The organism is Streptomyces sp. NPDC048288 (assembly GCF_043201555.1).
Taxonomy (GTDB): domain Bacteria; phylum Actinomycetota; class Actinomycetes; order Streptomycetales; family Streptomycetaceae; genus Streptomyces.
In genome coordinates this window covers 343,337-365,032 of sequence record NZ_JBICZD010000009.1, presented here as the reverse complement: position 1 = coordinate 365,032, position 21,696 = coordinate 343,337, and the positions used below count along the sequence as shown (strand labels likewise).

The 21,696-nt window shown below is 72.7% G+C and carries 16 protein-coding genes; all 16 read left to right on the top strand.

The features are described from left to right. Positions 1-267 precede the first annotated feature (267 nt). The 16 genes from ACGFZS_RS31745 (at position 268) to ACGFZS_RS31670 (ending at position 21,636) form a co-directional block, all read left to right on the top strand. Positions 268-1,062 carry a thioesterase II family protein gene (locus tag ACGFZS_RS31745; RefSeq protein WP_393797947.1) on the top strand — a complete coding sequence of 265 codons (795 nt, stop codon included), beginning with the start codon at positions 268-270 and terminating at the stop codon, positions 1,060-1,062. An 88-nt stretch (positions 1,063-1,150) separates the two neighbouring features. Next, a complete protein-coding gene (locus ACGFZS_RS31740) occupies positions 1,151-2,035 on the top strand; it encodes an isocitrate lyase/phosphoenolpyruvate mutase family protein (RefSeq protein ID WP_393797946.1) in 885 nt (294 codons plus the stop codon). After that, complete coding sequence (locus ACGFZS_RS31735) at positions 2,032-3,003, top strand: 3-oxoacyl-ACP synthase (RefSeq protein ID WP_393797945.1); 972 nt, start codon at positions 2,032-2,034, stop codon at positions 3,001-3,003. Before ACGFZS_RS31740 ends, ACGFZS_RS31735 begins: the two co-directional genes overlap by 4 nt. Further along, positions 3,000-5,228: an iron-containing redox enzyme family protein gene (locus ACGFZS_RS31730; protein ID WP_393797944.1), complete on the top strand. Its 2,229-nt coding sequence runs from the start codon at positions 3,000-3,002 to the stop codon at positions 5,226-5,228. The genes ACGFZS_RS31735 and ACGFZS_RS31730 overlap by 4 nt, the downstream gene beginning before the upstream one ends. 10 nt (positions 5,229-5,238) lie before the next feature. Further along, positions 5,239-6,441 (top strand): acyl-CoA dehydrogenase family protein, encoded by a 1,203-nt coding sequence (locus ACGFZS_RS31725; protein WP_393797943.1) that lies wholly within the window; start codon positions 5,239-5,241, stop codon positions 6,439-6,441. A 71-nt stretch (positions 6,442-6,512) separates the two neighbouring features. Further along, positions 6,513-7,628, top strand: coding sequence for a cytochrome P450 (locus tag ACGFZS_RS31720; protein WP_393797942.1), 1,116 nt, complete (start codon positions 6,513-6,515; stop codon positions 7,626-7,628). Between the two features lie 62 nt (positions 7,629-7,690). After that, positions 7,691-8,731, top strand: coding sequence for a saccharopine dehydrogenase (locus ACGFZS_RS31715; protein WP_393797941.1), 1,041 nt, complete (start codon positions 7,691-7,693; stop codon positions 8,729-8,731). Continuing rightward, entirely contained in the window at positions 8,724-9,869 is a 1,146-nt protein-coding gene (locus ACGFZS_RS31710) for a saccharopine dehydrogenase family protein (RefSeq protein WP_393797940.1), read from the top strand. Before ACGFZS_RS31715 ends, ACGFZS_RS31710 begins: the two co-directional genes overlap by 8 nt. A gap of 183 nt (positions 9,870-10,052) precedes the next feature. Then, positions 10,053-11,387, top strand: coding sequence for a lysine N(6)-hydroxylase/L-ornithine N(5)-oxygenase family protein (locus ACGFZS_RS31705; protein ID WP_393667385.1), 1,335 nt, complete (start codon positions 10,053-10,055; stop codon positions 11,385-11,387). Next, positions 11,384-12,508: an NAD(P)/FAD-dependent oxidoreductase gene (locus ACGFZS_RS31700; protein ID WP_393797939.1), complete on the top strand. Its 1,125-nt coding sequence runs from the start codon at positions 11,384-11,386 to the stop codon at positions 12,506-12,508. Before ACGFZS_RS31705 ends, ACGFZS_RS31700 begins: the two co-directional genes overlap by 4 nt. Then, positions 12,505-14,772, top strand: a complete 2,268-nt coding sequence (locus tag ACGFZS_RS31695) for a class I tRNA ligase family protein (RefSeq protein WP_393797938.1) — start codon at positions 12,505-12,507, stop codon at positions 14,770-14,772. Before ACGFZS_RS31700 ends, ACGFZS_RS31695 begins: the two co-directional genes overlap by 4 nt. After that, a complete protein-coding gene (locus ACGFZS_RS31690; protein ID WP_393797937.1) occupies positions 14,769-18,110 on the top strand; it encodes an amino acid adenylation domain-containing protein in 3,342 nt (1,113 codons plus the stop codon). Before ACGFZS_RS31695 ends, ACGFZS_RS31690 begins: the two co-directional genes overlap by 4 nt. After that, a complete protein-coding gene (locus ACGFZS_RS31685) occupies positions 18,110-19,669 on the top strand; it encodes an AMP-binding protein (protein ID WP_393797936.1) in 1,560 nt (519 codons plus the stop codon). Before ACGFZS_RS31690 ends, ACGFZS_RS31685 begins: the two co-directional genes overlap by 1 nt. Continuing rightward, positions 19,662-19,955, top strand: coding sequence for an acyl carrier protein (locus ACGFZS_RS31680; RefSeq protein WP_393797935.1), 294 nt, complete (start codon positions 19,662-19,664; stop codon positions 19,953-19,955). The genes ACGFZS_RS31685 and ACGFZS_RS31680 overlap by 8 nt, the downstream gene beginning before the upstream one ends. A gap of 5 nt (positions 19,956-19,960) precedes the next feature. Beyond that, positions 19,961-20,575: a GNAT family N-acetyltransferase gene (locus ACGFZS_RS31675; RefSeq protein WP_393798033.1), complete on the top strand. Its 615-nt coding sequence runs from the start codon at positions 19,961-19,963 to the stop codon at positions 20,573-20,575. Then, on the top strand, positions 20,572-21,636 hold the full coding sequence (locus ACGFZS_RS31670) for a C45 family autoproteolytic acyltransferase/hydolase (protein ID WP_393797934.1): 1,065 nt from the start codon (positions 20,572-20,574) through the stop codon (positions 21,634-21,636). The genes ACGFZS_RS31675 and ACGFZS_RS31670 overlap by 4 nt, the downstream gene beginning before the upstream one ends. Positions 21,637-21,696: the final 60 nt, after the last annotated feature.

Sequence of the window (21,696 nt, the reverse complement as noted above, 5' to 3'; positions counted from 1 at the left end):
CCGAACCATCCTAGAACTTTCCCCTGTCGATGACGTAGCGGAAGGTTGATTTACAGAAGAGATCGCCAACTCCTCCTCCGTCAGGCGAACATCACCCGAGCCGGTTATGGAAAGAAGGCGCAAAGACCGTGCAGAGCATCATGAAAAGCAATGTTTTCTCTTCGGTGGCTTCCGATCCGCGGGCCCACGACGTCGGCTGGAACAGCAGCAAGTCCGGGGCCGGCAGTCACACGGCCGCTGCGCGCAGGTGAAGATCGGAGACATCCCTTGCCTGTCGCCCTCCCTTTCCTGACAGCCACCGCCGGCCGCCCGGCCGCCGGCCCCCGCACCCGCGTCTTCTGCTTCCCGCACGCCGGCGGCAGCCCCCGGGCCTTCCTGCGGTGGCAGAGCTCGCTCGGCGACGACATCGAGGTGGCCGCCTTCTGTCCGCCGGGCCGGGACCAGCGGCACCGCGAGCCGCGGGCTGCCTCGGTGGCGGAGCTGGCCGCCGGGGCAGCCGAAGCCGTACGGGCCGCCGCCGACGGGCCGTTCGTGTTCTTCGGGCACAGCCTCGGCGCCCTGGTGGCCTTCGAGACGGCCCGGCTGCTGCGCGGGCATCCCCAGCCGCATCATCTGATCGCATCCGGTTGTGCGGCACCGTCCCTGCTGCCGACGCGCCGGGTCGTGGAGACGGCCCGGCTGGAGGGAAGGGCGTTCACGGAGGCCGTCGGGTTCTTCGGCGGGCTGCCTCCGGAGGTGGTCGACGACGAGGAGATCGCCGAACTGCTGCTTCCCGCCCTGCGGGCCGACTTCCGCATGGTGGCGGGGTACCGCTACCTCCCCGGTGCGCCGCTGGACCTTCCGGTGACGCTGGTCAACGGGCGGGACGACCCCCATGTCGACGGCGCCGCGCTGCGGCCGTGGGCGCGGGAGGCCGTCCGGCCGCCGCAGACGCACTGGGTGGACGGCGGCCATTTTCACTTCGACCCCGACCCCACCGGCGTCACGACCGTTCTACGATCCGTGACGTCAGGGACCGGGGACGCGGACGGTGAGCGGTGGGAGCACGTGGAGGTCATCTGAGCCCGCCGTCGGCCCGGCCTCGGCCGGCACCGTGCGACCGCGAGAACTGAGCCGACCGTGTGACCACGCGAACAGAAAGGCGGTCCCCGTGTCTTCGGAGGCCAAGCTGGACACCGCGACGAACCCCACCGACCAGTACCGCAAAGGCGCCCTGTTCCGGGCGCTGCACGAACGGCAGGAGGCCTTCGTCGTCCCGAACCCGTGGGACGCGGGCACGGCACGCCTGCTGACCGGCCTCGGCTTCGCCGCCCTGGCCACCACCAGCGCCGGCCTCGCCTACACGCTGGGCCGCAGCGACGGAACCAGCTCGGTGGGCCGCGACGAGACCCTCGCCAACGCCCGGGCCATCGTCGAGGCGACCACACTGCCCGTCTCCGCCGACCTGGAGAACGGCTTCGGCCCCACCCCCGACGACGTGGCCGCCACCATCCGCCTCGCCGCCGCGACCGGCCTGGTCGGCGGCTCGATCGAGGACTCCACCGGCCGCCCCGACGACCCGATCCTCCCGTTCGAGGCCGCGGTCGAGCGGGTGGCCGCGGCGGCCGAGGCGGTGAAATCCCTGGACTTCCCCTTCACCCTCACCGCCCGCGCCGAGAACCACTTCGTCGGCCGCCCCGACCTCCCCGACACCATCCGCCGGCTCCAGGCCTACGAGGCCGCGGGCGCCGATGTGCTCTTCGCCCCCGCCCTGCCCGACGCCGACGCCGTCCGGGCGGTGCTCGACGCCGTCTCCCGGCCCGTGAACGTACTCGCCGGCGGGCCCGGTCAGACGTCCGTGGCCGCCTTGCAGGCGCTCGGCGTACGGCGGATCAGCCTCGGCTCCTCCCTCTCCCGGGCCGCCCTGGGCGCGTTTCTGCGCGCTGCCGAGGAGGTGTCCGAGCACGGCACCTTCGGCTACACGGCCGACGCCGTACCGTACGCCCGGGCCAACTCCCTCCTGCGGGCGGACGATCCGGCGGGGGACGGGGCATGACGGCGGCCCGCCGCGTCCTGCTCGGCGGCGCCGCCTACGTCCTGGGCGAGACGGAGCTGCACCACTCGCGGATCGAGGGCCTGGCGGAACGGGCCCGCGAACTGGCCATGGTGCCCAAGGCGGAGCTCTGGGGCTGGGGCAACGTCCGGCGGACCGAACGGACTCTCCAGGACCTGGCCGTCGAGGCCGGCCGGGCCACGCTGACCACTGCCGACGTTGACCCGGCGGACGTCGACGCGCTGATCCTGTGCTCCACCCGCTTTCCCGGCGGGCCGCGCACCCACGGCGCCTTCACCGACGACATCCTCACCGGCATCGGCCTGACCGCCGCCACCTGCACCGGTGTCACCCTGAACCGCTGTACGAACCTCCTGGTGGGAGTGGGACTCGCGCACGCCCTCGTGACGGCCGGGCAGCACCGCAGGGTCCTGGTCGTCACGACCGACCGGATCACCGACGAGCGCACCCGGATGGAGAACTTCGCCCTCTTCAGCGACGGCGCGGCCGCCTGCCTGGTCGCCGCGGCCGAGGCCGGGCCCCTGGACGGCGCCCATGAGATCGTCGCCTGTGCCCATCTCCAGCGGCCCGGCACGCTCGACTGGTCCCACGAGATCAGCCCGGACCTGGCCCGTGAGGTCAACGACCGGATCCTCACCCCGCTGGACATGAAGACCGGCGACCTCGACCACCTGGTCCACCCGAACCTCTACATGCCGGTCGTGGTGCTCAAGGAACGCCAGGCGGGCTTCGCCCCGCGGCAGCTGTTCACCGACAACATCACCCGGATCGGCCACTGCTTCGCCGCCGACCCGCTGATCAACCTCGCCGATCTGGGGACTGCCGGACGGCTGCGGGCCGGGGGCCACCAACTGCTGGCCTCCAGCGTGCCCGGGGCCCGGGCGGCCGTACTCCTGCGCACACCGGGTGTCCTGGACGAACCCGGCGACGACGAAAGGCAACCGCGATGACAGCCCCCGCCGGATTCCCGCTTCCCGACCTGACGACGTCCCTGCCGAGGCTGCCCTTCGCCGCCGACCCCGAGACGGTCACCGAGGCCGCGGCCCTGCGCACGGCGGAACCCGGTGACATCTTCCACCGGCTGCTCCGCGACCAGGAGTCCCCCACCACCCTGCTGCTGGCCCGCCATGTGCTGGCCGCGTTCCTGCCCGAGCCTTCCGAGCCGTCCCCTTCCGATGCGGCCGACGTGACCGGCACGGCCGACGACATCGCCGAGCGCGTCGGCCGGGTCCGGGGCGAACTCGCGGAGGATGTCGGCCGGTTACGGGACAACGCTGCCGAGACCCATGAGGCAGTGGTGCGGCAGCGGGCCCCGCTCGCCCTGCTCGGCGGCTGCTGGCTGGACACCGTGTCGCAGCCGGCGACCCAGCCCTCCGTGGTCGTCAACCGGCTGTTCGGGCAGCACTTCCGGCTGCTGGGCGCCGGGCAGCCCGAGCGCGGGCAGCTGCGCCGGCGCCGGCGCCGGCTGGAGGACCTCGGGGTGTACCTGCCCGAGATCGAGACCGCCGACTTCCTGCACCGGGCCGAGGCCCGCCCGCTCACCCAGTGGCACGCCTGTTTCCATCTGGCGCTGTCCCGGCTGCCCGCCGCCTTCCTCCCCGAGGTCGTCGGGGTGCACTTCGCGATGCTCGCGCTCGGCGTCGACGACCTGCTCACCGGCGCGCCGGCCGCCCTGCCGGAGGCCGAGCTGCGCGAGACCCTCGCCGAGTACCTGGAGTTCACCCGCAGCTCGCCGACCGGAGCCGAGGACCGCCGCAGGCTGCTCGCCGCCGTGACCCTCGTGCTGCGCCTGGAGCGCGAACACGTCGCCATGCTCACCGAGTTCGCGGCCTGGCACGCCGGGCTCTCCCCGGACGCCAGGGTCGCCGCCATCGTCGCCCGGCACGCGCCCTTCGCCGGACGGCAGCACCGAGGGGTCCGGATCGGCCGGCAGCGGCTCACCGACTGGTTCGCCCCGTCGTCCGGAGAACTCGATCTGCCCGCGTTCATGCGGGAGTTCCGCGCCTCACCCCAGTTGCGCCCCACCGCCGACGGCAGCTGCCGCTTCCTCAAGTCCATCAAGTTCGGCGGGCCGATGTTCGGCATCTTCGACGAGCGGGAGGCCGCCGCCTTCGCCGCCTGGGCCGCCTCCGTCGCGGCCGGTGACCCGCCCGACCCGGACCTCGCACCCTGCACGGTGGGCGACGGGCGGGCCGCCGTATGGGGTGCCGCGCTCGCCGGGTCCGCGCCGCAGGACATCGTCACGGTCCCGGCCGGGCCGACGGCACTGGACGACGACCGGGAGTTCTTCCACCGGCTCGTCAACATCGAGCACCACCCGCACCTGCTGCCGCACGCCCGGGAGCGCGCGGAGGCCGGACTCGCCGAGGCGGAGGAGCTGTTCGTGCACGGGGCCGACGGCCGGCACACGGACGCCTCCTGGTTCGACTACACCCCCGAGTCGCTGCTGGAGCGCGTCGACCGCATCTACTGGGACAAGCTCGTCGACCCCTACGAGCCGCTGACCGAGATCCCGGACCGCGACGAGGTCGTCTTCGGCCAGAAGACCTTCGCGCTCGGCAGCCTGATCGACGGCACCTGGGCCTACCGGATCGGCAACCTCGGCCGCCGCCACCGCGAGGCCGACACCATGCTCTTCTCCATCTACGCCGACGAGATGGGCCGCGGCGACCTCGCCAAGAACCACATCACGATCATCCACCAGGTGCTGGCCAGCATGTCCGTCCACCTGCCGCACATCCGCCAGGACGCCTTCCTGGACCAGGACGAACTCCCCGATCACCTGTACGGGTTCTCCATCCACCAGATCAGCCTGGCCCTGTTCCCCGACTCGCTCTACAACGAGATCCTCGGCTACAACCTCGGCATCGAGATGTTCGGGCTCGGCCGGATGCGCCTCCACGAGATCCAGAAGCTGCGCCGGCATCACTTCGACATCTCCTACGAGGAGGCGCACCTGTCGATCGACAACCTCTCGGCGGGACACGCCCGTCAGTCCGCGGACATCATCGTCGGCCACCTGGACGGCGTACGCCGGGACGCCGGCCCCGAGGCCGTGCAGCGGGAGTGGCGGCGTATCTGGCGCGGGTACGCGTCCTTCGCCCACTTCGTCGAGCATGAGCTCGTCCAACAGATCAGAACCCCCCAGCCGGCCACCGCCGACCTGGTCATCTGAGGCGGCGTCCATGACACTCCACCATCTCGACCCCGATGTCCTGCGGTTGCCGTTCTACGACGACGACCACCGCCGCCTCGCCCACGACCTCGACGCCTGGTGCGCCGAGCACGGCGCACGCTGGACGGCCGAGGCGCTGCACGACACCCCCGACAAGACCGGCGTACGGCTGACCCGTGAACTGGGCGCCGGCGGCTGGCTGGGCTTCCTCGACCCCGCCGCGCCGCCCGCCGAGGGGCGCCCGGGCGACCTGCGGGCGGTGTGCCTGATGCGTGAGACCCTCGCCCACACCGAGGACCTGGCCGACTTCGCCTTCTCCATCCAGGCGCTCGCCGCCACCCCGCTGCTGCGGCACGGCAGCGAGGAGCAGCGGCGCCGGTATCTGCCCGGCATGGCCGAGGGCACCCTGATCGGCGCCTTCGCGATCTCGGAGGAGGGGGCCGGCTCGGACGTCGGCGCCCTCACCCTCGCCGCCCGCCGCGACAGCGACGGCGGGTATGTCCTCGACGGCGGCAAGGCGTGGATCGCCAACGGCCCGATCGCCGACCTGTACACCGTCGTCGCGCGGACCGGTGAGGGAGCCGGCCCCCTCGGCCTGACCGCTTTCCTCGTCCCGGCCGGCACCCCGGGACTGAAGGTCGCCGAGAGCGTCGACGCCATCGCCCCGAGAGCCTTCGCTCATCTCGCGTTCGAGAACTGCCGGGTGCCCGCGGGCAGCGTCCTCGGCCGGCCGGGCGGCGGCTTCGTCATCGCCTTGGACCTGCTCGAACGGTTCCGGATGACCGTCGGCGCCGCCGCGCTGGGCTTCGCCCGCAGAGCCGCCGACACAGCCCTGGCCCGGGCCCGCAACCGGCCCGCCTACGGAGGCAGGCTGATCGATCTGCAGCTGGTCAAGGCCTCGCTGGCCGACATGGAGGTACGGCTCAACGCCGGATCCCTGCTGGTTGCCCGTGCCGCCTGGGAGGCCGACCGGGGCAGCCGGAACTTTGCCAAGCACTCCAGCATCGCGAAGCTGTACGCCACCGAGACCGCTCAGCAGACCGTGGACGCGGCGGTCCAGGTCATGGGCGCGGCGGGGCTGGTCAGGGACAGCGTCACCGAACGCCTGTACCGGCAGATCAGGTCGCTGCGGGTGTACGAGGGCACGTCGGAGGTGCAGCGGCTCACCATCGCGGGCGCATTGGACAACCGCCGTGCGAACCTTGTCGGCTGACTCCCCACCGGCGCAGGCCGCCGCCCGAACTCCCTTTTGGAGAACTCGCCTTGACCTCCTCGACCTCTCCCGTGTCAGCCGTCCGTGAGCCGGACCCGTACCCCTACTACGCCACCCTGGTCGCCGAACGGCCCTTCTCCTACGACGAGTCCCTGTCCGCCTGGGTGGCCGCCGACGCCGAGGCGGTGGGCGCCGTCCTGCGGGCCGACGAGCTGTGCGTGCGCCCGCCCGCCGAGCCGGTGCCCGCCGGAATCGTCGGCACCCCCGCCGGGGAGGTGTTCGGCAGCCTGGTGCGGATGACCGACGGCACGCTCCAGCGGCGCCTGAAACAGGTGGTCGGCGACGCGCTGGGCCGCCCCGACCCGGCCGCCACCACCCGGCTGGCGTCCGCCCGTACCCGGGCCGTGCTGGCCAGGGGCGGCGACGTCCCCTACGAGGAGCTGATGTTCTCGGTGCCCGCCCGCGTGGTGGCCGGGCTGTGCGGTCTGGACGACGGCGCCGACGACGAGGCCGCCCGGCTGATCGGCGACTTCGTCCAGTGCATCCCGGCGACCGCGACGCCCGAGCAGCAGCGGGCCGCCGCCGTGGCCGCCGACCGGCTGCAGAAGCTGCTCGGCCCGGGCCTCGAACAGGGCGCTCAGGGCCTGCTGGGCGACCTGGTCCGGGCCGCGCGGGCCGCAGACTGGACGGACACCGCCCCGCTGCTGGCCAACGCGATCGGCTTCCTGTCCCAGACCTACGACGCCACGGCCGGGCTGATCGGCAACACCCTGGTCGCCCTGGCCCGCGGTGAGGCCGTGCCGCCGGGTGCCGACGGGCTGGAGCCGCTGGTCCGCGAGGTCGTCCGGCACGACGCCCCGATCCAGAACACCCGGCGCTTCGCCGCCCGGCCCTTCCGGCACCGGGGCGCCGAGGTGCTCCCCGGGCAGCAGGTGCTGGTCGTGCTGGCCGCCGCCAACCGTGACCCGGCCGTCAACGCCGACCCGCACGCCTTCCGTCCGGGCCGGACCGATCCGGCCGTGTTCACCTTCGGCGCCGACGCCCACCACTGCCCCGGCCGGGACCTCGCCGTCGCCCTCGCCACCGGCATCGTGGGAGCCCTTCTCGACGCGGGCGTACAGCCCGGCACCCTGCCGGCCGACCCCGGCTACCGGCCGCTGGCCAACGCCCGTATCCCCGTCCTGTGATCAGCCCGACCCGACAGAACAGCCCGACGGAACAGCTCGACAGAACTGGGAGCACCATCAGCATGTCCGACGCCCCGCGCCTGTGGATGCGGCACGAGAGCCGGTCCAGTGAGCGCCGCGCACCCCTGACACCCGAGGACGCCGCCGTCCTGGTGGCACACGGCGTCCCGGTCACGGTAGAGGAGTCGCCGCAGCGGGTCTTCCCGCTCGGGGACTACCGGGCCGCGGGCTGCGCGACCGCCCCGGCGGGCTCCTGGACCGGCGCACCCGCCGACGCGTACGTCCTCGGCCTGAAGGAACTTCCCGACGCCCCCGCCCGGCTGACCCACCGGCACATCTTCTTCGGGCACGCCTACAAGGGCCAGTCCGGCGCCGCGGAACTGCTGGGCCGCTTCGCGGCCGGCGGCGGTTCGCTGCTCGACCTGGAGTACCTCACCGACGAGGACGGCCGTCGGCTCGCCGCCTTCGGCTACTGGGCCGGATATGTCGGCGCCGCGCTCGCCGTCCTGCACCGCCGTGGCCGCCTGGCCGCCCCCCTTGTCCCGCTCGGCCGCGCCGAACTGGACGCCGCCCTGCGGGACTCCCGTACCGACGACGGGCTGCGCGCGCTGGTGACCGGCGCCCTCGGCCGCTGCGGCAGGGGCGCCCGCGACGCGTTCGCCACCGCCGGCATCGACCCCACCTGCTGGGACCTCGCCGAGACCCGCGACCTCGACCGCGCGGCACTGCTCGACCACGACATCCTGGTCAACGCGGTCCTCACCAGCCGTCCGGTACCACCGTTCCTGACCGCCGGGCACCTGGACACACCCGGCCGCCGGCTCTCCGTCGTCGGTGACGTCACCTGCGACGTGACCTCCGACTGCAACGTGCTGCCGTTCAACGACCGCATCACCACCTGGGAGCAGCCGGTCCGGCGGCTGCCCGGACTGGACGTGATCGCCATCGACAACCTGCCCTCCCTGCTGCCCGCCGAAGCCGGCCGCTCGTTCTCCGCAGATCTGCTGCCGCACCTGCTCGACCTGGGCAGCCCGCCCTGGGAACGCTGCCTGCGCACCTTCCACGCCGCCCAGAAGTCCCTCCAGGAGTCCGCCCATGCCTGAGCCCACCGTGCACTGGATCGGCACCGGACTGTCCACAGGACCCGGCGGACTGGGTCTGCTGTGCGAACGTGCCGGACAGGTCCTGCTCTGGGGACGCACCGAGGAGCGCGCCGCCGCCCGGCTCGCCGAACTGGGCCTGACCGGCCGGGCCCGGCCCCGCGCGTACGGCCCGCGGGCGCTGGCCGCCGAGGTGCGGCCCGGTGACGTCGTCGTGTCGATGCTGCCCGCCGCGGAACACCCCGGCCTGCTGCGGCTCTGCCTCGACTCGGGCGCCCACTTCGCCTGCTCCAGCTACGTCTCCGACCCGATCAAGGACGGTGCCGAGGACGCCGCCCGCGCCGGGCTGGTCGTCCTCACGGAGGCCGGCCTCGACCCGGGCATCGACCACCTGCTGGCCCACCGGCTGGTCGCCGCCGCCCGCGCCGACCTCGGTGACACCGCCGAGGACGTCGTCCTGACCTCCTACTGCGGCGGTGTTCCCGCCGTACCCAACGACTTCCGCTACCGCTTCAGTTGGGCTCCCTACGGTGTGCTCGCCGCCCTCGGCTCGCCCGCGCGGTACGTCGAGGACGGCGCCGAGCGCGTCGCGGCACACCCCTGGGAGGCCACCCGCACGCTCGGCCTGGGCGGTGAGGACTTCGAGGTCTACCCCAACCGCGACAGCCTGCCGTTCCTCGCCCAGTACGGCATTCCGGCCGGCTGGCGCATGCACACCTTCGTCCGCGGCACCCTGCGCAACGCGGGCTGGCGGCAGGCCTGGGAACCCGTCTTCGCCACCGTGCGCGACGGTGACCCGGCCCGGATCGCCGCGCTGGCCAAGGAACTCGCCGACCGCTACCCGACGACGCCCGCCGACCGCGACCGGGTCGTCCTCGCCGTCGCGCTGCGGGCCCGGGCGGCCTCGGGGCCGGGCGCGGGCCGTAGCTGGCAGGGCGAGTACCTGCTCGACCTGACCGGCACCGCCGAGGAGAGCGCCATGGCCCGCTGCGTGTCCCTGCCGCTCGCCCTCGGCGTCACCCGGATCCTCGCCGGCGCACTGCCCCCGGGGCTCAACCGGGCCGCCGAGGACCCGGCGGAGGCCGCCCACTGGCTCGACGCCCTGGCCGCCCACGGAGTGCGGCCCGTCCTCCACCCCTAGGGGTGCCCCTCGTCTCCGCGGCCCGTCCTCCCCTGTGCGGGCCGCGGAGACCCCACACCACCCGCGGCACACCGCGCCCGCCGCATGCCGCCGTACTCCCACACGTCTCGTCACAAGGGAGAAATAAACCGCTACAGCAGGAAAAACATGCCGAAATACCCTGGAAGAAAGGGAGTCCCGGACATGGGACAGCAGAGTTCCCCGCACGATCCCCCGCATCCCTCGACGCACTACCGCTGTGTCGGGGTCGGGGTGGGCCCCGCAAACCTCAGCCTGGCGTCCCTCCTGCACCGCTACCCGGACGTGCCGAACCTCTTCCTCGACCGCCGGGAGGCCTTCGGCTGGCACGACGGCCAGCAGATACCCGGCACCACCCTCCAGGTGTCCCTGTTCAAGGACCTCGTCAGCCTCTCCGACCCGACGAACGCCTTCTCGTTCCTGTCCTACCTGCACGACCAGGGACGGGTGTACCACTACCTCAACGCCCAGTTCTCCAGCGTGCCGCGCCGGGAGTTCCGCAACTACCTGGAGTGGGCCAGCAGGCGCAACGAGAACATCGTGTTCGGCGAGACCGTCACCGAGGTCGACTTCGAGGACGGTGTGTTCACCGTGCGCACCGACCGGCGCCGGGTGACCGCCGACAACGTGGTGATCGGCGTCGGCAGCGGCCCCTGGGTGCCGCCCCAGGCCGACGGGCTGCTGGGGATGACGCAGTTCCACGTCAGCGACTACCTGGCGCGCGCGGACGATCTCGCCGGCAAGCGTGTCGTGGTGGTCGGCGGCGGCCAGTCAGGGGCGGAGGCGGTGCTCGACCTCGTCTCCCGCGACCGGGACCGGCTGCCGCAGCGGGTCTGCTGGATCTCCCGGCGGCGCAACTACTTTCCCATCGACGACTCCACGTTCACCAACGACTTCTACATGCCCGGCCACTCCGACTACTTCTACGGCCTGCCCGCCGAGACCCGCAGCACCTTCAACACCGAGCACATCCTCAGCAGCGACGGCATCTCCGAGGCCACGCTCCGCGACCTCTACCAGCGGGTCTACGTGCACCGTTTCGTCGACGGAAACCCGCACCTGGTGCGTCTGCAGCCCAACCGCGAGGTGACCGGCGTGAGCGGCGGCGGCAGCGCGCCCTGGGACCTCACGGTGCGGCACAACGACGACGCGGGCTCGGTCGAGCACCACGAGGCCGACATCGTCATCTGGGCGACCGGCTTCCGTCCGGCGGCCATGGACTTCCTCGCCCCGATCGCCGGCCGGCTGGAGCGCGAGGGCGACGAACTCCGCGTCGACCAGGACTTCGCCGTGCAGTGGGACGGTCCGCTGGACCGCAACATCTTCGTCCAGAACGCCGTACGCGGACAGCGTGGTCTCGCCGACCCGAACCTCAGCCTCAACGCCTGGCGCAGCAGCCGGATCGCCGACCGGCTGCGCGGGGTGCCCGGTGACGAGCAGCTGCCGTCGTTCATCGAGTGGTCCTCGAAGGCCGCCAAAGAGTCCTGGAGCGCGTCATGACCGAGGGCACCGCGCACCCGCGGACCACGCGTACGGGCACGACCGCAGGCAGGGATACGGACACGGAAACGGACGTGGCGGTCGTCGGAGCCGGGGTGCTCGGCTGCATGACGGCCCTGGAGATCCTTTCCCGCGACCCCGCCGCCCGCGTCACCGTGATCGACCGGGACATCGCCGGCAGCGGAGCCACCCGCCGCTCGGCCGGCCTGCACTTCCCGCGCGGCGTCACCGAGCGGGTGCGCCGGATGACCGCCCACAGCCAGGACCACTACGCCAAGCTCCTGGCCGACCGTCCCGAACTGCCCATCCACCCGGTGCCGATGACCGTGGTGGCGGCCGACGCCTCCGAGGCCGCGGTGCGCGAGGTCTACCTGGACAGCGCGGGACTCACCCCCGCGGACGCCGTCCCCGGGGTACGGCTCCCGGCGGGCCACCGCGCCTGGGACGTGCGGGGCGGACAGTACGCCGACGTGCATGCCCTCACCCAGTCGCTCGCCCGGGACCTGCGCGGCCGCGCCGTGCTGCGCGAGGGCACCCGGGTGACGGCCCTCGAACCGGGGCCCGACGGCGTCCGGCTGGGGCTCGCGACGGGGGAGACACTGACCGCCGGCCGGGTGGTGCTCGCCCCCGGTCCCTGGCTCGCCGCCCCCGCCTGGCGGGAGCTGGTGGCGCCGCTGGGGGCCCGCGTGAAGAGGATCGTGGCCCTGCACCTCGATATGGCCCCCGCTCCCGACGACCGGGCCACCGTCTTCCACGACGAGGACGCGTTCCTGCTGCCGTTCTCCCACCGCGGCCACTGGCTGTTCAGCTACACCTGCCAGGACTGGGACGTCGACCCGGACACGGTGGGCGACGGCGGGCTGTCCGCCGCCGACCTGCGGGACGCCCTGGCCGTCCTCGACCGCTACCTCGCCGCTCCGGTGGATCCTTCCCGGATCTCCGGGCGGGTCTTCTGCGACGCCTACGGCCCGGCGGGCGAACCCCTGGTCACCGCCCTGACCGACGACCACCGCGTGGTGTTCGCGGGCGCCGCCAACGGCTCGGGCTACCGGCTGGCCCCCGCCCTCGCCGCCGAGGCGGCCGACCTGCTGAACCTTTCCGAAGAGAGGCGCAAGCCGTGATCATCGACACCTATGACGAGAGCGCCCTGAAGGACGCCTTCGGTATCGACATGAGTGGCATCGAAGGGCTCGGCACGGGCGCCGGCTGGGGCCGGGTCGCCCCGGGCCGCGCCTCGGACAGCCACCAGCACGACGAGACCGAGATGTTCGTGATCGTGGCCGGCGAGGGCGAGTTCGTCGTCGACGGCCGCCGCCACCCGGCCCGGCCCGGCACCGTGGCGCTGTTCGAACCCTTCGAGTCCCATGTGCTGGAGAACACCGGCAGCACCGACGTGGTCTTCCTGACCCAGTACTGGCGCGACCCGGACCGCGCGCTGCGCTCGGCCGGGAACACGGAACGCAAGAGCTTCGCCGACCGGCCGGTGTTCGTCTTCTCCACCCCGCCGACCCCCAACGGCGACCTGCACCTCGGCCATCTGTCCGGCCCCTACCTCGGAGCCGACGCCTACACCCGCTTCCAGCGGATGAACGGCGCCCGGGTCTGGCACCTCACCGGCAGCGACGACTTCCAGAGCTACGTCACCGCCGCCGCCCGCGCCGAGAACCGCTCCCCGGCCGAGACCGCCGCCCACTACAGCGCCGAGATAGCCGAGACGCTGCGGCTGATGGACATCCCGCTGGACCAGTACACCGTCACCGACACCGCACCCGGCTACCGGGACGGCCTGCGGGCCTTCTTCTCGCGGCTGGCCGGCTCCGGATCGGTCGAACCGACCCCCGGGGACGCCCTGTTCGACCCCGAGACCGGCCAGTACCTCTACGAGGTCGACGTCAAGGGCGGCTGCCCCGGCTGTTCCAACGGCACCAGCGGCAACATCTGCGAGGAGTGCGGCGAGCCCAACACCGTCGCGGACCTCACCGACCCGGTCACCAGCCGCGCCGCGGCCGCCCCCCGGCGGGGCACCGCCACCCGGTTCTCGCTCCCGCTGCACGAGTTCCGGGACACGGTGGCCGACCACCACCGGCTCGGCCGCGCCCCCGCCCGGCTGCGGGAACTCGCCGACCGGATCTTCGCCCGGCCCCGGCTGGACATCCCCGTCACCCACCCCTCGTCCTGGGGCGTCGGCCCCGCCGAACCGGCCGGCGACGGCCAGGTGATCTGGGTCTGGCCGGAGATGAGCTACGGCTTCCTGCACGGCATCGAGGCGCTCGGCACCGGGCTCGGCGAGCGGTGGCAGGCGGCGGAACCCGAACAGGACTGGAAGATCGTCCACTTCTTCGGCTACGACAACAGCTTCTACCACGCGGTGCTGTACCCGGTGCTGTACCGGCTGGCGTTCCCCGGCTGGTCGCCCGACATCGACTACCACGTCAACGAGTTCTACCTGCTGGAGGGAGCCAAGTTCTCCACCAGCAGGCGGCACGCCATCTGGGGCAAGGAGATCCTCGGCCCCGACACGGTCGACGCCGTCCGCTACTTCCTGTCCAGCACCCGCCCCGAGGGCGAGCGCACCAACTTCCGGCGCGCCGACTACGAGACGGTGCTCCGCGACACCCTGGCCGGCACCTGGCAGACCTGGCTGAACGACCTGGGCACCCGGGTGACGAAGACCTACGACGGCAGCGCGCCGGACGCCGGCACCTGGACGCCCGAGCAGTCGGCCTTCCTCGGCCGGCTCGGCGGACGTCTGGCGGCGCTCACCGCGAGCCTCGGACCGGAGGGCTTCTCGCTGCGCGAGGCGGCGGCCGAACTCGCCGGACTCGTCGAGGACACCGTACGGTTCAGCCACCGCGAGGCCGCGCTGCTCGCCGGCCGCGCGGACTGGCACAGCGAACTGCGCACGGCCACCGCGCTGGAACTGGCCGCCGCCCGGCTGCTGGCCCACGGTGCCGCACCCGTCATGCCGCGCTTCGCCGCCCGGCTCGCCGACGCGCTCGGCCTGCCCGAGCCCACCGAGTGGCCGCGCACCGTCGAACTCCTCGCCCCCGGCACCCAGGTGCGGCTCGCCGACGCGGTGTTCTTCACCCTGCCCGAGGAGTCGTCCGCGCCACCGCTGCCGGCCTGGTTCGACGGTCTCGTCCGGGAACTCCTCGGCCTGCCGCCCGAGGAGCACCTCGCCGGCCGCACGCTCAGCGAACTCGGCACCACCTCGCTGTCCGCGGTCACTCTTCAGTACAAGATCCTCGACCATCTCGACGTGGACGTCACCGTGGAGGAACTCCTCGGCGAGCTGGACCTCGCCGCGCTCGCCGCGCTGCTGGCCGAGCGGGCCGGGGACCGGGCGTCCCTGCTGTCGGCCGAGCCGGAAGGGGCCCGGCCGTGACGTCCAGCCTCGACCACCTCGAACTCCTGAAGGAGCTGGAGCAGCGGGGTCTGGCGATCACCCTGGAAGGGGGTGACCTGCGGCTCCAGGGCGTACGTGAGCGGATGGACCCCGAGTTCGTCGCCCGGATCAGGACCGCGAAGCAGGGCCTGGTCGCCCATCTCGCCGAGGAGGAGCGCCGGACCAGGGGGTTCCCGCTGACCCCCCTCCAGCGAGGCTATCTGCTCGGCCGGGACGGCCTCTTCGAGATCGGCGACGTGGCCAGCCACGTCTACCACGAGATCGAGGGCGCCTGGGACCCGGACCGGCTGCAGAACGCGCTCGCCTCCGTCGTCGACCGGCACAGCGCACTGCGCTCCCGTTTTCCCGCGGACGACCGGCAGACCGAACAGCCGGCCGGCGACCCGCCCCGGATCGAACGGCTGGATCTGCGCGGCGAGAGCGCGGCGCGGCAGCGGGAGATCCTCACCGAACTGCGCGCCGAACGCTCGCACCGGGTGCTGCCCGCCGACGGCCCACTGCTCGCCGTCGAGGTCACCGTGCTCGCCGACGACCGGATGGTGCTGCACGTCAGCCACGACGGTCTGGTGATGGACGGGATCAGCATGTTCCTGTTCTTCCGCGCCTGGTGGCAGGCGTACGCGCAGGGGCCGGACGCCGACCCCCCCGAGGAACTGCGCTTCGCCGACCATGTGGCGGCGCTGGAGAAGGCGGACGCCCGTGAACCGGCCCGCCGCTCCCGGGCGTACTGGCTGGACCGGCTCGACGATCTCGCACCCCACCCGGATCTGCCGCTGCGGGTCAGCCCCGCGTCGGTCAGCGAGGCCCGGTTCGTGCCCAGGGAGGTCCGGCTCGACGCGCGGCGGTGGCAGGTCCTGCGCGGACATGCCGCCGAGGCGGGGCTCACCCCGTCCGCGCTGTTGCTCGCCGCGTACGCGGAGACCCTCGCCACCTGGGGTGCGGGCACCGCGTTCACCCTCAACACCACCGTGGCCAACCGCCCGCCGGTGCATCCCCGGGCCTTCGACGCCATCGGCCAGTTCTCCGACACCATGCTGGTGGAAGTGACCGTGGACCGCCGGCTGCCCTTCGTGGAGCGGGCCCGCTCGGTACAGGCACGGCTGCGGACCGACCTGGACCACCGGCACTTCTCCGGCCTGGACGTGCTGCGCGAGCTGTCCCGCCGACGGGGCGGAGTGGCCGGGGCGCGGATGCCGTTCACGTTCAACAGCGCCATCGGCCATGTACGGGACGGGGCGGACGGCTCCGCGCTGGAACTGTTCGGACCGGAGACGTACTCGGTGAGCCAGACCCCGCAGGTGTGGCTCAACGTGTTCGCCATGGAGCGGCACGGCGGCCTCGTCGTCCAGTTCGACGGTGTGGACGAGCTCTTCCCCGCAGGCCTCCTCGACGACCTCACCCACGGCTACCGGACCCTGCTGGAGACCCTCACCGAGGAACACGCCTGGCAGGCCACGGACTTCGACCTGCTGCCCCCGGCGCAGCGGACCAGGCGGCGCGCCGCCAACGACACCGCCGTACCGCGGCCGGACACCCTGCTGGGCGACGCCTTCGTCGCCCAGGCCCGCCGGACGCCCGACGCGCCCGCCGTCATCACCTCGGCCGGGACGATCCGCTACCGCGAACTCCTGGCCCGCGCCACCGCCGCCGCCCTCTGGCTGCGTGAACGGGACCTGGCCCGGGACGAGCTGGTCGGCCTGGTGGCGACACGTGGACCGGAGCAGATCACCGGCATCCTCGCCACCGTCCTGGCCGGCGGCGCCTATCTGCCGGTCGACGCCGCGCTGCCCGCCGCCCGGCGCGCCTACATGCTGCACGACGGGCGGGTCCGGCTGGTCCTCACCAACTCCGTTTACCAGGACGAGGAGCGGGAGGTCCTCGACCTGACCGCCGGCCCGGCGGGCCCGGCGGCCCCGCCGCCCGCCCCGCTGCCGGGCGCCGGCCCGGACGACCTGGCGTACGTCCTCTACACCTCGGGGACCACCGGGGAGCCGAAGGGCGTCATGGTCAGCCACCGCAGTGTGGCCAACGTCGTCGCCGACTGCGCGGAGCGCTTCCGTATCGGTCCCGCCGACCGGTTCATGGCCGTCAGCGCCTTCAACTTCGACCTGTCCGTGTGGGACGTCTTCGGGGCCCTGTCGGCCGGGGCGGCCCTCGTGATGCCCGACGCGGAGCGGGCCGCCGACCCGGCGCACTGGCTGGACCTGTGCGCCTCGGCGGGCGTCACGGTGTGGAACTCGGTGCCCGCGATCGTCTCACTGATGCTTGACGAGGCGGCGGCCGGCGGCACCGTACCGCCCGCGCTGCGGCTGGTCATGATGAGCGGCGATCGCATCCCGCCCACGCTGCCCGCCGCGCTGCGCCGGACCATGCCGGAACTGGAGGTGGTCTCGCTCGGCGGCCCGACCGAGACGACGATCTGGAACATCCTGCACCCCGTGGGCCCCGAGGAGGACGGCAGCGAGTCCATCCCGTACGGGCGGCCCAACGCCAACAACCGGGCGTATGTCCTGGACCCGGACGGCCTGGACACCCCGGACTGGGTGACCGGCGAGATCTGCGCCGCCGGCACGGGTCTGGCCCGGGGCTACTGGGGCGACGACAGGCGCACCGCCGAGCGATTCCGCTTCGACCCCCGGCGCGGCGAACGGCTCTACCGCACCGGCGACCTGGGGCGTTATCTGCCCGACGGGTCCATCCAGATCCTCGGCCGGGGTGACTTCCAGATCAAGGTCAACGGCTACCGCATCGAGGCGGGCGAGGTGGAGACCCGGCTGGTCGCGCTGGACGCCGTACGGCAGGCGGTGGTCGCGGCCCGGGCCGGCGCCCGGGGCGACCGGCTGGTGGCCCACCTCGTGCCGGCCGGCGACGCCCGTCCGGCGGTGCCGGAGCTGCGCGAGGCGCTCCGCCGTGATCTGCCCGACTACATGATCCCTTCGACGGTGGTCTGGCACGCGGAACTGCCGCTGACCCGCAACGGCAAGGTCGACCGCAAGGCGCTGGCCGCGGCAGGTTCCCAGGAGGACACGGACACGCCCCCCGGGCCCGCCGGGTCCCCCGGGCCCGTGGCCTTCGCCGACGAGACCGAGAAGACCCTCGCCGGTATCTGGGCGAACGTCCTGCGCACCGAGGTGTCCCCTGCCGACAACCTCTACGACCTGGGCGGGGACTCCCTCGCCGCCGCCCGCATCCTCACCGCCGTGCGCAAGGAGTTCCGGATCACCGTCCCGCTGGAACGGATGGCCGAGCTGGACACGCTGCGCGCCATGGCCGCCCACCTCACCGCCACCCGGACCGCGAAGGGGGCGGACGCGTGATGAACACCCCGGACACCCCACCGGAGTCGTACCTGAACCGGATCGTCTCCGGTCCGCCCGCGCACGGCGGCCGGATCTCCTTCGCCCGTCTCGGCGGTACGGAGACGCTGACCCTCGCCGAGCTGTACGAAGGGTCCGGGCGGCTGGCGGCCCGGCTCCGGGAGCGCGGGGTGCGACCCGGCGACCGGATCGGGATCATCGCCGCCAACAGCCTGGAATGGGTCCTGCTCGACCTCGCCGCGCTGCGGCTGAAGGCGGAGACCGCCGGCCTGGAACCCGGCAAGTTCGAGCCCTCCGCCGAACTGATGGCCCGCTACGGCATCACGGTGCTCTTCACCGACCGCCCGTGCGACGTCCCGGGGGCGATACCCGTCGCCGAGGTCCGGACCATGGCGGAGAAGCCGCTCGACGAGGAGAGCACACCTCTGCCGCCCGCACGCTACGAACCGCTCGACACCACCACCGTCAAGTTCACCTCGGGCAGCACCGGGGTACCCAAGGGCCTGGCGGCGACGGCGGGCAGTATCGACGGCTCGCTGCGCGCCGTACGGCAGTTGTTCGCGCACGGCCCGGGCGACGACGTGTTCGTGTTCCTGCCGCTCTCCCTGCTCCAGCAGCGTTACTGGATCTACTCGGCGCTCGTCGACGGCCACGACGTCACCGTCAGCACCTACGAGGCGGCCTTCGCCGTGCTGCCCAGGGTGCGGCCCACCGTAGTCATGGGGGTACCGGCCTTCTACGAGAGTGCCCGCCGGCACATCGAGGCCCGCGCCCGCCGGGCCGCCGAGGGCACGGCGGCGGACGCCGTACGGGAGGCGGCACGGCAGCTGTTCGGCGACCGGATCCGCTACCTGTGGACGGGCTCCGCACCGGCGAGCGCCGCCGTCCTGCGCTTCTTCTCCGAGCAGGCCGGACTGCCGATCTACGAGGGCTACGGGCTCAACGAGACCTGCATCGTCACCAAGAACCACCCCGGTGCCCACCGCCAGGGCAGCGTAGGGCAGGTGCTGCCCGGCAAGGAGGTGATCATCGGCGAGGACGGGGTGATCAGCGTCCGCAGCGACCACCCGGTCAACGTGCGCTACGCCTACGCCGCGCCCGGGGACTCCGAGCGGATCTTCGGCGCGGACGGCATCGTGCGCACCGGCGACCTCGGCCATCTGGACGAGGACGGCTTCCTCTTCGTTCATGGCCGGGCCGACGACGTGATCGTGCTGGACAACGGACGCAAGATCGTCGTCAGGCCCATAGAGGAGCGGGTACGGTCGAGCGGCGGGGCGATCGAGGAGTGCGTGCTGTACTGCCCCGGACAGACGGAGCTGGTCGCCGTCGTCTCCCCGGCCACCCGGCCCGCCGACCACGAGGCGATCGCCGCCCAGCTGAGACTGGCCAACAGCGGCCTGGAGCCGGACGAACGGATCCGCAGAGCCGTCGTCGCACGGGAACCGTTCAGTATCGAGAACGGCCTGCTCACCTCGCAGTTCAAGCCGCGCCGACCGCAGATCCACGAGGCGCACCGAGACGAGATCCACGACAACCGGGAGGGAATCCATGTCTGATTCTTCCGAGTCCTCCGAGTTTCCCGACATCGAGCAGGCCGCACGGGAGAATCTCGCGGCCGTACTGGTCATCGACCCGGCCCCGGCCCCCGAAATCCTGGACCCGGACGCCGACATGACCGACACTTACGGGCTGACCTCGCTGAACAAGGTCCTCTTCCTCACCTCGGTGTGCCAGGAAACCGGCGTCGACCTGGCCTGCTTCACCGAACACGACCTCGCCGACATGCGCACCCTGGGCGATGTGGTCGCGGCGCTCTCCCGGCACTCCACGAAGGCGGTGTGAACACCATGACCTGGTCCGAACTCGCGTCCCCCACACTGGAGAACGCACACGTCCGGCTCACCCCCCTCACCCCGGGGGACCGGGAGGCGATCCGCGCCGTCGCCATGGCCCCGGAGATCTGGCGCTACTTCGTCAGCCTCGTCGAGACCGACGCCGACTTCGAGGCGTTCTTCGACGCCACCCTCGCGGACCACGCGGCAGGCCGCCGCGCCGTCCACGTCATCACCGATCTGCGAACCGGCAGGGTCGCCGGGAGCATGAGCTACGGCAACATGGCCGAGGCCGACGCGCGGCTGGAGATCGGCTGGTCCTGGCTGGGCCTCGACTTCCAGGGTCAGGGCGTCAACCGCTGGGCGAAGTACCTGCTTCTGGAGCACGCCTTCGAACGGATGGCAGCCGAGCGCGTCGAGTTCAAGACCGACGAACTCAACGTCCAGGCCCGGCAGGGGCTGCGGAACATCGGGGCGCGGGAGGAGGGCACCCTGCGCAGCTTCAACTTCATGCCCGGCGGCCGCCGCCGGAACGCCGTCTTCTACAGCATCCTGCGCGCCGAATGGCCCGAGGTGAAGCGGCAGTTGGCGGCCGGGCCCCGGGTGTCCCGACTGGACGCCGTCCGGTGACCGGCGGCGCGGGCATTCCCCTCGTACGCGTCCACGGTGAGCCGTTCGCCGCCGGACACGCGCACGGTGAACGCCTCGCCGCCCCCCTGCGCTCGTTCCTCGGCGACTCCCTCGCCCGGCTGGGCAGGGTCATGGCGGGCCCGGTCACCCTGGCCGGGCTGAGGCCGGTGATCGCCGCCCACCGGGCGGCGGTCACGGCGGCCGCGCCGGAACTGGCCGAGGAGGTCCGGGGGATCGCCGCGGGTGCGGGCATCGAGGAGTCCGAGGCATGGCTGTTTCAGCTGCGCCGGGAGATCATGGGGTATCAGAGGGTCCCGGTGCGCACCATGGGTGACTGCACCACCTACGCCCGGAGCGGGTCGGCCGCCGGCGGACATCCCGTCCTCGCCCAAACCGTGGATCTCAACGGTGACCTGGACGACTACCTCGCGGTGCTGGACGTCGCCCGGCCCGGCACCGGGCGTCGTTCGCTGGTGCTCAGCTTCGGCGGGCTGCTCGGTTATCTGGGGCTCAACAGCGACGGGCTCGCGATCGGGATCAACCTGGTCCTCGGCGGGGACTGGGGCACCGACGGTCTGCCGCCCTACCTCGCCGTCCGCCATCTGCTCGACACGGCGGGCAGTGTGGAGGAGGCCCTGGAGGTGCTGGCCGGCCTTCGGCTGACCAGCTCCCGGGTCCTGACGCTCTGCGACCCCCGGCGGGCGGTGTGGGTGGAGCACCTGGACGGCGAATACCGGGTGGGCGAGGCCGCGACCCCGGTGCACACGAACCATTATCTGCACCCCGACTTCACCACCCGCGACCAGATCAATGTCTTCGCCCGCAACTCCTCGCTGCGGCGGCTCGACGCCGGCACGGCAGGGCTCGCCGGGCTGCCCCCCGGCGCGGGGCCCGAGGAGCACTTCGCCGTCCTGGCCGAGCCCCCGATCCGGGTTCCGGACAGCGGGGACATCCGCCGCGAACGGACGGTCGCCGCGGTGGTCATGCTGCCCGCCCGCGGCGAACTCCACGTCCGCCCGGGAGACCCGGCGCTGTCGACCACCCAGGTCTTCCGCCTCTGACCACCCGCGACCGTCGGTGAACCCGATGTCCTGAAGCTGTCGGTACCGTGCCGGGCCGTT